Source organism: uncultured Azonexus sp. (assembly GCF_937982035.1).
In the GTDB taxonomy this organism is placed as follows: domain Bacteria; phylum Pseudomonadota; class Gammaproteobacteria; order Burkholderiales; family Rhodocyclaceae; genus Azonexus.
In genome coordinates, this window is record NZ_CALJNI010000016.1 from 63389 (window position 1) to 77719 (window position 14331).

The 14331-nt window shown below is 63.9% G+C and carries 13 protein-coding genes and 1 pseudogene; 11 read left to right on the forward strand and 3 right to left on the reverse strand.

The genetic code is table 11. From position 1 onward, the window contains the following. The first annotated feature begins 3 nt into the window (after nt 1-3). From Q0799_RS11460 to Q0799_RS11480, 5 genes are all read left to right on the forward strand, one after another. Nucleotides 4-744, forward strand: coding sequence for a cell division protein FtsQ/DivIB (locus Q0799_RS11460; RefSeq protein WP_298398438.1), 741 nt, complete (start codon nt 4-6; stop codon nt 742-744). Between the two features lie 4 nt (nt 745-748). After that, nucleotides 749-1978, forward strand: coding sequence for a cell division protein FtsA (ftsA, locus tag Q0799_RS11465; protein WP_028994343.1), 1230 nt, complete (start codon nt 749-751; stop codon nt 1976-1978). Nucleotides 1979-2013: 35 nt separating this feature from the next. Further along, a complete protein-coding gene (gene ftsZ / locus Q0799_RS11470) occupies nt 2014-3195 on the forward strand; it encodes a cell division protein FtsZ (RefSeq protein WP_298398441.1) in 1182 nt (393 codons plus the stop codon). A gap of 91 nt (nt 3196-3286) precedes the next feature. Further along, the gene (gene lpxC, locus Q0799_RS11475; protein WP_298398442.1) at nt 3287-4201 is read left to right on the forward strand and encodes a UDP-3-O-acyl-N-acetylglucosamine deacetylase; all 915 of its coding nucleotides are present in this window, start codon (nt 3287-3289) and stop codon (nt 4199-4201) included. A 7-nt stretch (nt 4202-4208) separates the two neighbouring features. Next, nucleotides 4209-4397 (forward strand): hypothetical protein, encoded by a 189-nt coding sequence (locus Q0799_RS11480; protein ID WP_298398444.1) that lies wholly within the window; start codon nt 4209-4211, stop codon nt 4395-4397. On the opposite strand, the gene Q0799_RS11485 is transcribed toward Q0799_RS11480, so the two are convergent. Continuing rightward, nucleotides 4384-4818: a DciA family protein gene (locus tag Q0799_RS11485; protein ID WP_298398446.1), complete on the reverse strand. Its 435-nt coding sequence runs from the start codon at nt 4816-4818 to the stop codon at nt 4384-4386. The two genes, Q0799_RS11480 and Q0799_RS11485, sit on opposite strands and share 14 nt — an antisense overlap. A 10-nt stretch (nt 4819-4828) precedes the next feature. Between Q0799_RS11485 and Q0799_RS11490 the strand changes: the two genes are divergently transcribed. The 4 genes and pseudogenes from Q0799_RS11490 to ydiK all read left to right on the forward strand — a co-directional run. After that, nucleotides 4829-5749: a M23 family metallopeptidase gene (locus Q0799_RS11490; RefSeq protein ID WP_298398448.1), complete on the forward strand. Its 921-nt coding sequence runs from the start codon at nt 4829-4831 to the stop codon at nt 5747-5749. A gap of 105 nt (nt 5750-5854) precedes the next feature. Then, on the forward strand, nt 5855-8560 hold the full coding sequence (secA, locus tag Q0799_RS11495; RefSeq protein ID WP_298398450.1) for a preprotein translocase subunit SecA: 2706 nt from the start codon (nt 5855-5857) through the stop codon (nt 8558-8560). 65 nt (nt 8561-8625) lie between these two features. Further along, nucleotides 8626-9852: a bifunctional glutamate N-acetyltransferase/amino-acid acetyltransferase ArgJ gene (gene argJ, locus Q0799_RS11500; RefSeq protein ID WP_298398452.1), complete on the forward strand. Its 1227-nt coding sequence runs from the start codon at nt 8626-8628 to the stop codon at nt 9850-9852. A gap of 3 nt (nt 9853-9855) precedes the next feature. Continuing rightward, nucleotides 9856-10893 (forward strand): annotated as a pseudogene (gene ydiK, locus Q0799_RS11505) (AI-2E family transporter YdiK); the annotation flags it as partial. Between the two features lie 18 nt (nt 10894-10911). On the opposite strand, the gene Q0799_RS11510 reads toward ydiK, so the two are convergent. Both Q0799_RS11510 and apaG read right to left on the reverse strand, forming a co-directional pair. Next, complete coding sequence (locus tag Q0799_RS11510) at nt 10912-11505, reverse strand: class I SAM-dependent methyltransferase (protein ID WP_298398454.1); 594 nt, start codon at nt 11503-11505, stop codon at nt 10912-10914. Then, the gene (gene apaG / locus Q0799_RS11515; protein ID WP_298398456.1) at nt 11506-11889 is read right to left on the reverse strand and encodes a Co2+/Mg2+ efflux protein ApaG; all 384 of its coding nucleotides are present in this window, start codon (nt 11887-11889) and stop codon (nt 11506-11508) included. A 35-nt stretch (nt 11890-11924) separates the two neighbouring features. Between apaG and rpe the strand changes: the two genes are divergently transcribed. Further along, a complete protein-coding gene (rpe, locus tag Q0799_RS11520) occupies nt 11925-12626 on the forward strand; it encodes a ribulose-phosphate 3-epimerase (protein ID WP_298398459.1) in 702 nt (233 codons plus the stop codon). Between the two features lie 228 nt (nt 12627-12854). Then, on the forward strand, nt 12855-14330 hold the full coding sequence (gene trpE / locus Q0799_RS11525; protein ID WP_298398461.1) for an anthranilate synthase component I: 1476 nt from the start codon (nt 12855-12857) through the stop codon (nt 14328-14330). Nucleotide 14331 lies beyond the last annotated feature (1 nt).

Here is a 14331-nt window from a genome sequence, read left to right on the forward strand (position 1 = left end):
TGAATGTGGCACAAACCCCAACTGCTGACCGCGCTGGCCGACCTGCTGATGCTGGTCGCCGCTGCCGCCTTGCTGGCCGCCGGAGCGGTCTGGCTGGTGCGCGTGCCGTCGCTGCCGGTCAAGCAGGTGGTGTTCGTGGCACCGCTGGAACATGTACGCCGCGGCGAGATCGAGCAGGTTTTGCCGTCGGCGTTGCGTGGCAATTTCTTCAGCCTCGATCTGGAAGCCGTACGTCTGGCGCTGGAGCAGCTGCCCTGGGTGCGCCGGGCGCAGGTACGCCGGGTGTGGCCGGCGACGGTCGAAGTGGCGGTCGAGGAGCACAAGGCGGTGGCACGCTGGGGCGAGGGTTACGCGGAAATGGTGAACAGCCATGGCGAGGTGTTTGCCGCCCTGCTGCCGGAAAACGAGATGCGCGCCTTGCCCTTGCTGTCCGGTCCGCCGGGGACGGGGCGGGAAGTGCTGGAACGCTTCGCGGCATTCAATCAGGTACTGGCCGGGGTGGGCGAGCGGGCTGTCCAGTTGTCGCTGTCGCCGCGCCTGGCCTGGCAGTTGAAGCTGGAAAACGGCATGCGGGTGGAAATCGGGCGGGAACACCCGAAGTCGCCGGTCGGGCCGCGCCTGGAGCGTTTCGTGGCGGTGTATCCGTCGATGGTGGCCGGTTTGCCGGTGCTGCCGACGGTCGTGGATTTGAGGTATCCGAACGGTTTCGCGATGAAGGTCGCGGGCGAGGGGAAGGGAAAGTAAGACTATGAGCAGGGACAACAAGGATCTGGTGGTTGGCCTGGATATCGGAACGTCGAAGATCGTCGCGCTGGTCGCCGATCTCGACCACGAAGGACGGCTGAGCGTGATCGGCATGGGCTCGCAGGATTCGCGCGGGCTGAAGAAGGGGGTCGTGGTCAACATCGAGGAAACGGTGCACACGATCAGCCGCGTCATCCAGGAAGTCGAGTTGATGGCCGACTGCAAGGTCAGCCACGTGTACACGGGGATTGCCGGCAGCCACATCAAGAGCTTCAACTCGAACGGCATGGTGGCGATCAAGGACAAGGAAGTCACCCAGGCCGATGTCGAGCGCGTGATCGAGACGGCGCGGGCGATGCCGATCCCGGCCGAGCAGGAAATCCTGCACATCCTCACCCAGGAATTCGTCATCGACGGCCAGGACGGTATCCGCGAGCCGATCGGCATGAGCGGCATGCGCTTGGAAGTGAAGACGCATATCGTCACCGGCGCCGTGTCGGCGGCGCAGAACATCGTCAAGTGCGTGCGCCGCTGCGGTCTGGAGGTCAATGATCTGGTGCTGCAGCCGCTGGCTTCGAGCTACGCGACGCTGTCCGAGGACGAGAAGGACCTCGGTGTCTGCCTGATCGACATCGGCGGCGGCACCACCGACATCGCCGTGTGGACGCAGGGTGCGATCCGCCACACCTCGGTGATTCCGATTGCCGGCGACCAGATCACCAACGACATCGCCATGGCGCTGCGTACGCCGACGCGTGAAGCCGAGGACATCAAGTGCAAGTACGGCTGCGCCCTGGCGCAACTGGCCGAGATTTCGGAGAACCTCGATGTCGCCGGCGTCGACGACCGGCCCAGCCGCAAGTTGAGCCGCCGGGCACTGGCCGACGTGATCCAGCCGCGGGTCGAGGAATTGTTCGAGCTGATCCAGCACGAACTGCGCCGCGCCGGCTTCGAGGAAGTCCTGTCGTCCGGCATCGTCCTCACCGGCGGCGCCAGCGCCATGCCGGGCATGGTCGAACTGGGCGAGGAAATCTTCCACATGCCGGTGCGCCTGGGCAATCCCAAGTACGACGGCAGCCTGTCCGACGTCGTCCAGAACCCGCGCTTCTCGACGGCCTACGGCCTGCTGCTCGAAGCGCAGGCGCAGCGCAAGCGGGGGCAGAAGATTCAGGAGAAGCAGGGGATCAAGGATGTCTTCTCCAGCATGAAGCAATGGTTTTCCAAGAATTTTTGATTTGTCATTGAACAGTTTTTTCAGAGGAGGTCGTCATGTTTGAAATCATCGAGAAGGAAGAAGAGCTCGGCACCATCATCAAGGTGTTCGGGGTGGGTGGTGCCGGCGGCAATGCCATCGAGCACATGATCCGCGAAGGGGTGAACGGCGTTGAATTCATCGCCGCCAATACCGATGCCCAGGCGCTGGCCCGCAATGCCGCGTCGTCGAAACTGTCGCTGGGCAAGACCGGCCTCGGCGCCGGGGCCAAGCCGGAAGCCGGCAAGATGGCTGCCGACGCGCACCGCGACGAAATCCGCGCGTCGCTGGAAGGCGCCCACATGGCCTTCATCACCGCCGGCATGGGCGGCGGTACGGGCACCGGCGCTGCGCCGGTGGTCGCCGAGATCGCCCGCGAGATGGGCATCCTGACCGTCGGCGTGGTCACCAAGCCGTTCAGCTTCGAAGGCGGCAAGCGGATGAAGTCGGCCGAAGCCGGCATCGCCGAATTCTCCAAGCACGTCGATTCGCTGATCGTCATCCTCAACGACAAGCTGATGGAAGTCATGGGCGACGACGCCGATGTCGACGATTGCTTCAAGGCGGCCGACGACGTGCTCAAGAACGCGGTCGGCGGCATTGCCGAAATCATTACCTACCCGGGCCTGGTCAACGTCGACTTCGAAGACGTGCGTACGGTCATGGGTGAAATGGGCCGCGCCATGATGGGCTCGGCAGCGGCATCCGGCGTTGATCGCGCGCGCATCGCCGCCGAACAGGCCGTTGCCTCGCCGCTGCTCGAAGGCGTGAATCTGTCCGGTGCCCGCGGTGTGCTGGTGAACATTACCGCCGCCAAGGGCAACCTGAAGATGAAGGAAGTCAACGAGGTGATGAATACGGTCAAGGCCTTCGCTGCCGAAGACGCGCACATCATCTTCGGTGCCGTGTACGACGAACTGATGGGCGATGCGCTGCGCGTCACCGTCGTTGCCACCGGCCTCGGCCAGGCGGCCGCCAAGCGTCAGACCTTCGAAGTGATCAACACGCCGATGGTCGAAGCGGTGGCCACCGGTACCCATGACGCGGTCGCCTTCAACAGCGGCCCGGCCATCGACTACAACCAGATCGCCGACGTTCCGGCCGTGGTGCGCAAGCGCAACGTCACCGTCGAGGCGCTGGCCAACAGCGGTGTTGATCGTTACGACATCCCGGCCTTCCTGAGAAAGCAGGCCGATTGATCGGTAACAAAAACTCTCTCTGAAAAAGGGCGGCGGCGCATTGTGTTAAAATGCGCCGCCTTCCCCAATCATTCAAAGACTTAAAACAATAATGCTCAAGCAACGCACGCTGAAGACTGTGATCCATGCCTCGGGCGTCGGCCTGCATGGCGGTGTCAAGGTCAACCTGACCTTGCGGCCGGCTGCGCCGGATACCGGAATCGTCTTTCGTCGCGTTGATCTGCCTGTGCCGGTCGATATTCCCGCGCAGGCCGTCCTGATCGGCGACACCCGCATGTGTTCCTGCCTGGAGCGCGACGGGGTCAAGGTCGGTACCATCGAACACCTGATGTCGGCGCTGTGCGGCCTTGGCATCGACAATGCCTGGATCGACATCGATGCGCCGGAAGTGCCCATTCTCGACGGCTCGGCGGCGCCCTTCGTGTTCCTGATCCAGTCGGCCGGCATCGAAGAGCAGAATGCGGCCAAGAAATTCATCCGCGTCACCCGCCCGATCGAGGTCAAGGACGGCGACAAGTGGGCGCGTTTCGAGCCTTACGACGGCTATCGCCTGAGTTTTTCCATCGTCTTCAATCACCCGGCCATCGACAAGTCGGCGCAACAGGCCGTGGTCGATTTCGCCGAACAGTCCTACGTCCGCGAAGTGTCGCGGGCGCGTACCTTCGGGTTCATGCAGGAAGTCGAATACCTGCGCGAGAACGGACTGGCGCTGGGCGGCGGGCTCGAGAACGCGATCGTCCTCGACGAATTCCGTGTCCTCAACCAGGACGGGCTGCGTTACGGCGACGAGTTCGTCAAGCACAAGATCCTCGACGCCGTCGGCGACCTCTACCTGCTCGGTCATCCGCTGCTTGCCGCGTATTCGTCGCACAAAGGCGGCCATGCGCTGAACAATCAACTGGCGCGCGCCTTGCTGCAACAACAGGACGCCTGGGAACTGGTCAGCTTCGCCGAGTCCGCCAAGGCGCCGCAGGGCGTCACTCGCTGGCTGGCCCAGGCCGCCTGATCCGGCCATGTGGATGCTGCGCCTGCTCGCGGTCATCCTGGTCATCGCCGTCGGTGCCGGCATCCTGCTTTACGTCTTTACCGGGAATCGGGCCTATCTCTCGTTCAGCTGGCGCCTGTTCCGTTACGGGCTGGTCTTTGCCCTGCTGGTGTTCGCGCTGATGTTTGTCGAGCGCCTGGCGATCATTCCGATCTGATCGAACGTTGCAACAATGTGTCGAGCGCCTGGCGCAGTTTGCCCGGCGGCATGGTCTCGGCAACGGCCCGTAAACTGTCCGCGGCCCGCCCGGAAAGCGGCTTGATCGTGGAAGTTGTTGATCGATATGAGGATTGTCGAGGTTGAACTTTTACTTCGATGTCGTTACACTCGGCGCCTTCTAAAGATAATTCGCCACAAAGTCGCCGGCTCATCTGGCGCAATTTCGCGGCGACCGCGCCATTCTCGGCGTGGATAACCAGTTTCCCCGATTTGTAGTTGGCGACATGCGCAGCATGGCGCAGGGCACCGGGGGCAAGTTCGTCGAATCGGCTGGAGAGCTTCATCAGCAGCCTGGCATGGGCCATGACCCGGCCGACTGCGGCATCGGCGTCGAGGTAATGCGCTGGCGCTTTGTACATAGGAGGATCCGTGCAGATTATCGTTGTTTCACGCCATCTCAAGTCGGCGCGTACGATCACCATTATGCCCCGGCATGTGCTGGGCGCGCTCGCAGTTTTCTTCGTCCTGGTGTTCCTGTCGTCGGCATTCTTCTCGTTCATTTCCCTGCATTTCCGTCTGCCGATCGTCGAGAATATCCTGCTTTCCGTGCAGCAGCAGGAGACCCGCCAGACCCGCGATTACATCACCAACAACCTCAATCTGATGGCGACCCGTCTGGGCGAATTGCAGGGGCGTCTGTTGCAGCTCGACACCCTGGGTGACCGGGTTTCCGATCTGGCCGGCATCAAGCCCAAGGCCGCCGATGTCGCCGAAAAGCCGGGGCAGGGCGGTCCTTTCCTGCCGGCGCCCTTGTCGGCGACCGAACTGCAGCAGGAAATCGAGCGCCTGGCCACGGCCGTTGACCGCCAGGCCGACGATCTCGCCTTCATGGAGTTCAAGTTGCTGGAGAAACGGGTCGAAGAGCGCCTGATGCCGACCACGCTGCCGGTCAAGAATGCGGTTTTCGGTTCGGGCTTCGGCTATCGCAACGACCCGTTTGCCGGACTGCGCTCGCGTCACGACGGCCTGGATTTTGCCGCGCCGACCGGAACCCCGGTGGTTGCCGCCGCCGATGGTGTGGTGCTGACGGCTTCGTATCATCAGGAGTTCGGCAACATGATCGACGTCGATCATGGCGATGGCCTGGTTTCACGCTACGCCCACCTGTCGGCCATGGATGTCGTCGAGTCGCAGATCGTGCGACGCGGAGACAAGATCGGTGCGGTCGGGACTACCGGTCGGTCGACCGGGCCGCATCTGCATTTTGAAGTGCGTATGCTCGGCGTGCCGCAGAATCCGGCCACTTTCCTAAAGCGGGGCGAGGACTTCGCCCGGTTGCAACGACGCTGATCCGGGTTGCCGGCCATGGCCGGCAAGCGCCCCGACACCTCGGCCGGGCATGCTAGAATCCCGGCTCCATTGCTCACGTCTGCGCAATAAACCTATTCCATCGCGATGATATCCGGCCTACTCAAAAAGATTTTCGGCAGCCGCAACGATCGGCTGATCAAGCAGTATTCCCTGACCGTCAAGCGCATCAATGCGCTTGAGCCGCAGATGGCGGCACTGGACGACACCCAGCTCAAGGCCAAGACCGACGAATTCAGGAAGCGCCATGCCGATGGCGAGTCCCTCGACGACCTGCTGCCCGAAGCCTTTGCCGTGGTTCGCGAAGCGAGCAAGCGGGTGCTCGGCATGCGCCATTTCGATGTTCAGCTGATCGGCGGCATGGTCCTGCACTACGGCAAGATCGCCGAAATGCGCACCGGCGAAGGCAAGACCCTGGTCGCCACGCTGCCGTCCTACCTGAACGCGATTTCCGGCAAGGGCGTGCATGTCATCACGGTCAACGATTACCTGGCCAGTCGCGATGCGGAATGGATGGGCCGGCTGCACCGTTTCCTCGGGCTCTCGGTCGGCATCAACCTGTCGCAGATGGACCACGAGGCGAAGCAGGCGGCTTACGCTGCCGACATCACTTACGGCACCAACAACGAATTCGGCTTCGACTACCTGCGCGACAACATGGTCTATGCCGCCGGACAACGCGTCCAGCGCAGCCTCAGCTATGCCATCGTCGACGAAGTGGACTCGATCCTGATCGACGAGGCGCGGACGCCGCTGATCATTTCCGGCCAGGCCGACGACCACACCGACCTCTACCTGCGCATGAAGGACATCGTCCCGCAACTGACGCGGGCGATGGAAGAAAAGGGCGAGGGCGACTACTGGGTGGACGAGAAGGCGCACCAGGTGCACCTCAACGAATCCGGTTACGAACGCGCCGAGGTCCTGCTCGCCCAGGCCGGCATGCTGGCCGAAGGCAGCAGCCTCTACGACGCCGCCAACATCACGCTGATGCACCACCTGAACGCGGCACTGCGTGCGCTGACGCTGTTCAACAAGGATCAGCACTACGTTGTCCAGAACGGCGAAGTCATCATCGTCGACGAATTCACCGGTCGCCTGATGGCCGGTCGCCGCTGGTCGGACGGCCTGCACCAGGCGGTCGAAGCCAAGGAAGGCGTACAGATTCAGGCCGAGAACCAGACGCTGGCCTCGATCACTTTCCAGAACTACTTCCGCATGTACGGCAAGCTCGCCGGCATGACCGGCACGGCTGATACCGAAGCCTACGAATTCCAGCAGATCTACGCGCTGGAAACGGTGGTCATTCCGACCAACCGGCCGATGGCGCGCAAGGACATGAACGACCTGGTCTACAAGACCATGGACGAGAAGAACGCCGCCATCGTCGCCGACATCCGCGACTGCGCCAAGCGCGGCCAGCCGGTGCTGGTCGGCACGACCTCGATCGAGTCGTCGGAGCTTCTGTCGGCCCTGCTCGACAAGGAAAAGCTGTCGCACCAGGTGCTCAACGCCAAGCAGCACGCCCGCGAAGCCGAGATCGTCGCCCAGGCCGGTCGCCCGGGCATGATCACCATCGCCACCAACATGGCCGGTCGCGGTACCGACATCGTTCTCGGCGGCAATATCGAAAAGCAGCTCGACGCCGTGCGCAACGATGAGTCGCTGACGCCCGAGGCACGCGACGCCAAGGTCGCCGAAATGAAGGCCGAGTGGCAGCAGGTGCACGAGGCGGTGCTGGCTGCCGGCGGTCTGCACATCATCGGTTCCGAACGCCATGAATCGCGCCGCATCGACAACCAGTTGCGCGGTCGCGCCGGTCGTCAGGGCGATGCCGGTTCGTCGCGCTTCTACCTGTGCCTGGACGATCCGCTGCTGCGCATTTTTGCCGGCGAGCGTCTGCGCAGCATCATGGACAAGCTGAAGATGCCGGAAGGCGAGGCGATCGAGCATCCGCTCGTCACCCGTTCGCTGGAATCGGCGCAGCGCAAGGTCGAAGCCCGCAACTTCGACATCCGCAAGCAACTGCTCGAATACGACGACGTCGCTAACGATCAGCGCAAGGTCATCTACCAGCAGCGTAACGAACTGCTGGAAACCGACGACATTTCCGAGACCGTCGGCGCCATGCGCCACAGCGTGCTGCGTGAAATCTTCCGGCTCTACGTGCCCGAGGAGTCGGTCGAAGAGCAATGGGACATGGAAGGCCTGGAGCGTGCGCTGGCCGCCGACATGCAGATCGGTGCGCCGGTTGCGCAATGGTTCAAGGACGAGCCGACCCTGTCCGACGAGGAAATCCTCGAACGCATCACCCGGGGTGCCGACGAAGCCTATGCGGCCAAGGTCGAACTGGTCGGGACCGAGACCTTCCACCAGTTCGAGCGCAACGTCATGCTGCAGAGTCTGGACATGCACTGGCGCGAACATCTGGCCGCGCTCGACCACCTGCGTCAGGGCATTCACCTGCGCGGCTACGCGCAGAAGAACCCGAAGCAGGAATACAAGCGCGAGGCCTTCGAACTGTTCGAAGCCATGCTCGACGCCGTGCGCCGCGAAGTTACCCGCATCGTCTTCACCGTGCAGATCCGTTCGCCCGAAGATGTCGAGGAAACCGCGCCGCACGCCGACGTCAGCAACGTCAAGTACCAACACGCAGGCTACGACGAGGCGCTGGCCGATGAGGACGAAAAGCCGGCGCAACCGGTGCACAACGGCCCCAAGGTTGGGCGCAACGATCCCTGTCCCTGCGGTTCCGGCAAGAAATACAAACAATGTCACGGCAAGCTTTCCTGATCATTCGATAACCCCCCGATTCAAGGCACCCTACGCGGTGCCTTGATGCTGTTGGAGCTCTTACCATGCCCGTCAATTACGCTACCCCGACCGCCGATCAACTGTTCGCCGTGGCCGGTGTCCGTCTCGGCGTCGCTGAAGCCGAAATCCGCAAGAAGAACCGCCGCGACCTGACGCTGGTCGCCCTTGATGCCGGTTGTACGGTAGCCGGCGTGTTCACCCAGAACCGCTTCTGCGCCGCACCGGTCCAGTTGTGTCGTCAGCACCTCGCCGGGGGCAAGGAAATCCGCGCCCTGGTGATCAATACCGGCATCGCCAACGCCGGCACCGGCGAACCCGGCCGCCAGACCGCCCGTCAGACCTGCGAAGCGGTCGGCGAACTGCTCGGCGTCGCGGCGGAACAGGTGCTGCCGTTTTCCACCGGCGTGATCCTTGAGCCGCTACCGGTCGACCGCATCAAGGCCGGCCTGCCGGCCGCTTTCGCTGACCTCAAGGGCGACAACTGGCATGCCGCCGCGCACGGCATCATGACCACCGACACGGTGGCCAAGGCGGCTTCGCGCGTGGTTGCGGTCAACGGCAAGAAAGTCACGATTTCCGGCATTTCCAAGGGGGCCGGCATGATCAAGCCGAACATGGCGACCATGCTCGGCTTCCTCGCCACCGATGCCGGCATTGCCCAGCCGCTGCTTGACCAGCTGGTCAAGGAAGCGGCCGACGCCTCGTTCAACTGCATCACCGTCGATGGCGACACCTCGACCAACGACTCCTACGTGATGATCGCCTCCGGCCAGTCGGGCGCCAGCTTCGCAGCGGCAAGCGATGCCGGCTGGGCCGAGGTCAAGGCCGCGATCATTGCTGTGTCGGTCGAACTGGCGCAGGCCATCGTCCGCGACGGCGAAGGCGCGACCAAGTTCATCACGGTCGCCGTCGAGGGGGGCAAAACAATCGAGGAATGTCGCCAGGTCGGCTACGCCATCGGCCACTCGCCGCTGGTCAAGACCGCCTTCTTCGCCTCCGACCCCAACCTCGGGCGCATCCTCGCCGCCGTCGGGTATGCCGGTATTGCCGATCTCGACGTCGATGGCGTCAAGGTCTGGCTCGACGATGTGCTGGTCGCCGAGAATGGTGGCCGCGCCGCTGCCTACCAGGAAGCCGACGGTGCCCGGGTGATGGCGCAGGCCGAGATCACCGTGCGCGTCGCGCTCGGTCGCGGCAACGCAGCGGCCAAGGTTTACACCTGCGATTTCTCGTACGACTACGTCAAGATCAACGCTGACTACCGCTCGTAAGCCATGCGCGACATCCGCCGCGACCTGACCCGCAACACCCTGGCAATCTTCTTTGTTGTCGGGCTGGCCGGACTGTCGGTGTGGGTGCTCAGACCCTTTCTGGCCGCCGGCGTTTGGGCGGCGATGATCGTCGTCGCCACCTGGCCGGCCTTCCTGGTGCTCGAAGCGCGTCTCGGCGGTCGGCGCCTGCTGGCCATCGCCCTGATGACGCTGGCCATGCTGTTGTTGCTGGTGTTGCCGTTGTGGCTGGCGATCGACACCATTGCCGGCAATGTCGATGCCTTGAGCGCCGCGGCCGATTACCTGATCGCCAACGGCCTGCCACCGCTGCCGAACTGGCTGGCCGAACTGCCGCTGGTCGGCGGTACGCTGGCTGCGCTATGGGCGCAACTGGCCGCTGGCGGCACCGATGGTCTGATCGCTCAGGTCACGCCCTATGCGGCCGATACCGGAAAGTGGGCGCTCGCTCAGGTCGGCGGTCTTGGTGGCATGCTGGTGCAGTTCCTGCTGATCGTCACCATCGCCGCCATCATGTATTCCGGCGGCGAGCCGGCCGCCCGGCTGGTGCGCCGTTTTGGCCGCCGCCTGGCCGGCGTGCGCGGCGAAAACTCGGTGATCCTGGCCGGTCAGGCGATCCGAGGGGTGGCGCTCGGCGTCGGCGTGACCGCGCTGGTGCAGACAGTGCTCGGTGGCGTGGGTCTGGCGGTGGCCGGCGTGCCTTTCGCCGCCTTGCTGTCGGCCCTGATGCTGATGCTGTGCATCGCCCAGGTCGGGCCGGTGCTGATCCTGCTGCCGGCCGCCGGCTGGCTGTTCTGGAGCGGCGACACGGGCTGGGCGATCTTCCTGGTCGTATGGAGCGTGATTGTCGGCAGCCTCGACAACTTCTTGCGCCCGATGCTCATCCGGCGAGGCGCCGACCTGCCGCTGCTGCTGATCTTCGCCGGCGTCATCGGCGGCATGCTCGGCTTCGGCCTGATCGGCATCTTCGTCGGTCCGGTCGTCCTGGCCATTACCTGGACGCTGCTGCAGGCCTGGATCGCCGATGCCCTCGGCGACGACTCAGCGCCGGACCAGGCGGATACGCCGGAACCAGCCGCCGGCGAGGGCCGGGCTGTCCTCGCGCAGGGCGAGGCCGGGCTCGCCGTCGAGCAGGTCCTCGAAAACCACGTCGAGCCGGGTAGCGATACGCCGCGCTAAGGGATTGAGCAGGCGCCGCAGCGGTGCCTTCTGCTGTCGACGCAGGAATTTGTCGAGGATCAGGGCCTCGCCGCCGGGCTTCAGAACCCGTGAAATTTCCGCCAGGCACAGCGCCGGTTGCGGGACGACCGCCAGGATCAGGTGGGCGATCACGGCATCGAAACTGCCATCGGGAAACGGCAGCCGGTGCATGTCACCCTGGACAGCGGTGAAATCCAGATGCCGGGCGCGCGGCAGGCTGCGTCTGAGCATCGCGCCGGTCAGGTCGACGCCGACGTAGCGATGCTGTGCCGGCAGGTGCGGCAGATCGAGGCCGGTGCCGACGCCGGCCAGCAGAACCCTGCCCGGCGTCGCCGGCAGCGCGGCCAGGCTGCGCTGGCGCGGCGAGCGTGTCGTCCGTTCGATGGCCAGGTCGTAGAACGGCGCAATCAGCCAGTAACTGTGCTGCAGTCCCATTCAGTGCAGCGCGCGCGGAATGGCCAGAACGAACTCCGGAATCTCGGCATTGAAATGCGTGCCGTCCTCGGCCACCATCTGGTAAGTGCCGCGCATCGTCCCGACCGGTGTCGTCAACGACGAGCCGCTGGTGTACTCGAAACGCTCGCCCGGTTGCAGTAGCGGCTGCTTGCCGATCACACCCAGGCCGCGGACTTCCTGAACCTGGTTGTTGGCGTCGGTGATGATCCAGTGCCGCGACACCAGTTGCGCCGGCACGCTGCCGACGTTGCGGATCGATATCGTGTAGGCGAAGACGTAGCGGTTTTCTTCCGGGTCCGATTGTTCCGGGATGAATTGCGGGGTCGGGATGATTTCAATCTGGTACTTGTCGGGGTCGGTCATGGGATAATTTCGCCTCTTGTTTTCGGAAAACCATCATGTCAGCCAGGGATTTTGTCATCGCGCCGAGCATTCTGTCCGCCAATTTCGCCAAACTGGGCGAGGAAGTGGCCAACGTCATCGCCTCCGGCGCCGACTGGATTCACTTCGACGTGATGGACAACCATTATGTTCCCAACCTGACCATCGGACCACTCGTCTGCGAGGCGATCCGGCCCTGTACCGACGCGCCGATCGACGTGCACCTGATGGTCAAGCCGGTCGATCGCATCGTTCCCGATTTCGCCAAAGCCGGCGCCAACATCATCACCTTCCACCCGGAAGCCTCCGAGCACATCGACCGCACGCTGTCGCTGATCCGCGATGCCGGCTGTCAGGCCGGCCTGGTTTTCAACCCGGCAACGCCGCTGGATTACATGGACTACGTCATGGACAAGTTGGACGTCGTCCTGCTGATGAGCGTCAACCCCGGCTTCGGTGGCCAGAAGTTCATCCCCGGCACGCTGGCCAAGGCGCGTGCGGCGCGGGCCAAACTCGATGCCTACGAACGCGACAGCGGCCGGCGCATCCGCCTCGAGATCGACGGTGGGGTCAATACCGGCAACATCGCCGAAATCGCTCGTTCCGGGGTCGATGCCTTCGTTGCCGGTTCGGCTGTCTATGGCGCCGGCAGGGACAGCGACGCGCACCGTTACGACTCGATCATCGGTGCCCTGCGCAGCGAACTGGCCAAAGTCTGAGGCGAGACCGGGTGGACAGCGGTAAAGCGCATGCGCTAGACTGCGTTCCACCCGTCGCCTCCGGCCGGGACTTCTCTACACCTCACGACAAATGACCGCTTCCCGCAACTGGATCATCGAGCTTCGTTGGCGCCCCTGGCGTCCATAATCTCTCGCCCGTCTGGCGCCGAGTCTGTCGGCGCACCCAGTTGCAGCACCCCGTCATCGTTGTCGTACCCGAGGTATTCCATGACCGAAACCGAATTCAATGCGCTCGCCGCGCAAGGCTACAACCGTATTCCCGTCACGCTGGAAACGTTTGCCGATCTCGACACGCCGCTGTCGATCTACCTGAAGCTGGCCAACGGGCCGTTCACTTACCTGCTCGAATCGGTGCAGGGCGGCGAACGCTTCGGCCGCTATTCCATCATCGGCCTGGCCGCGTCGACGCGCATCGTCGTCCAGGGCCACGAGGTGCTGGTTCTCACCGGCAACCGCATCGCCGAGCGCGAACACGACGCCAACCCGCTCGATTTCATCGACGGCTACATGAAGCGATTCCGGGCGCCCGAGGCGACCGGCCTGCCACGCTTCCTCGGCGGACTGGTCGGCTGCTTCGGCTATGACACGATCCGCTACATCGAAACCAAGCTGACCAGGACCCAGCGTCCGGACGAAATCGGCACGCCTGACATCCAGCTGCTGCTGTCCGAGGAAATCGCCGTCGTCGACAACCTGTCCGGCAAGCTGACGCTGATCGTCTATGCCGAGCCCGGTTTCCCCGGTGCCTACCAGAAGGCGCGCGCCCGGCTCAAGGAATTGCTGGGCAAGCTGCGCCAGCCGGCGGTCATTCCGAGCGAAGCGCCGGCCCGTTCCGAGCCGGCGGTATCGGTGTTCGGCGAAGCCGCCTTCAAACAGGCGGTGAAGAAGGCCAAGGACTACATCACCGAAGGCGACATCATGCAGGTGGTGCTGTCGCAGCGCATGACCAAGCCCTTCCACGCCAGCCCGCTGGCGCTGTACCGGACGCTGCGCAGCCTCAACCCGTCGCCCTACATGTTCTATTTCGACTTCGAGGACTACCATGTCGTCGGCGCCTCGCCGGAAATCCTGGTCCGCCTCGAAGGCGACCGCGTCACCGTGCGTCCGATCGCCGGCACCCGCAAGCGCGGTGCCTCGCCGGAAGAGGATGCGGCACTGGCCGAAGACCTGCTGTCGGACGCCAAGGAGCTGGCCGAACACACCCAGTTGCTCGACCTCGGCCGCAATGACTGTGGCCGGGTGGCCAAGATCGGCAGCGTCAAGCTGACCGAGCGCATGGTCATCGAACGCTACTCGCATGTGATGCACATCGTCTCCAACGTCGAAGGCCGGCTGGAAAAAGGGCTGGATGCGGTCGACGTACTGAAAGCCACGTTCCCGGCCGGCACCGTCTCCGGCGCGCCCAAGGTGCGGGCAATGGAAATCATCGACGAACTGGAACCGGTCAAGCGCGGTATCTACGCCGGTTCGGTCGGCTATCTCGGCTTCAACGGCGACATGGACCTGGCCATCGCCATCCGCATCGCCGTGGTCAAGGACGGCAAGCTGCACGTCCAGGCCGGCGCCGGCATCGTCGCCGACTCCGATCCGCATTCCGAATGGGAAGAAACCCGGAACAAGGCGCGCGCCGTGCTGCGCGCCGCCGAACTGGCCGAGCAGGGCCTGAACACGCGGATGGATTGAG

What these genes read in the sequence shown, in the direction of transcription:
- Q0799_RS11460 (WP_298398438.1), top strand. Translation starts at nt 4, where the DNA reads ATGTGGCACAAACCCCAACTGCTGACCGCGCTGGCCGACCTGCTGATG.
- ftsA (WP_028994343.1), top strand. Translation starts at nt 749, where the DNA reads ATGAGCAGGGACAACAAGGATCTGGTGGTTGGCCTGGATATCGGAACG.
- ftsZ (WP_298398441.1), top strand. Translation starts at nt 2,014, where the DNA reads ATGTTTGAAATCATCGAGAAGGAAGAAGAGCTCGGCACCATCATCAAG.
- lpxC (WP_298398442.1), top strand. Translation starts at nt 3,287, where the DNA reads ATGCTCAAGCAACGCACGCTGAAGACTGTGATCCATGCCTCGGGCGTC.
- Q0799_RS11480 (WP_298398444.1), top strand. Translation starts at nt 4,209, where the DNA reads ATGTGGATGCTGCGCCTGCTCGCGGTCATCCTGGTCATCGCCGTCGGT.
- Q0799_RS11485 (WP_298398446.1), bottom strand. Translation starts at nt 4,818, where the DNA reads ATGTACAAAGCGCCAGCGCATTACCTCGACGCCGATGCCGCAGTCGGC.
- secA (WP_298398450.1), top strand. Translation starts at nt 5,855, where the DNA reads ATGATATCCGGCCTACTCAAAAAGATTTTCGGCAGCCGCAACGATCGG.
- argJ (WP_298398452.1), top strand. Translation starts at nt 8,626, where the DNA reads ATGCCCGTCAATTACGCTACCCCGACCGCCGATCAACTGTTCGCCGTG.
- Q0799_RS11510 (WP_298398454.1), bottom strand. Translation starts at nt 11,505, where the DNA reads ATGGGACTGCAGCACAGTTACTGGCTGATTGCGCCGTTCTACGACCTG.
- apaG (WP_298398456.1), bottom strand. Translation starts at nt 11,889, where the DNA reads ATGACCGACCCCGACAAGTACCAGATTGAAATCATCCCGACCCCGCAA.
- rpe (WP_298398459.1), top strand. Translation starts at nt 11,925, where the DNA reads ATGTCAGCCAGGGATTTTGTCATCGCGCCGAGCATTCTGTCCGCCAAT.
- trpE (WP_298398461.1), top strand. Translation starts at nt 12,855, where the DNA reads ATGACCGAAACCGAATTCAATGCGCTCGCCGCGCAAGGCTACAACCGT.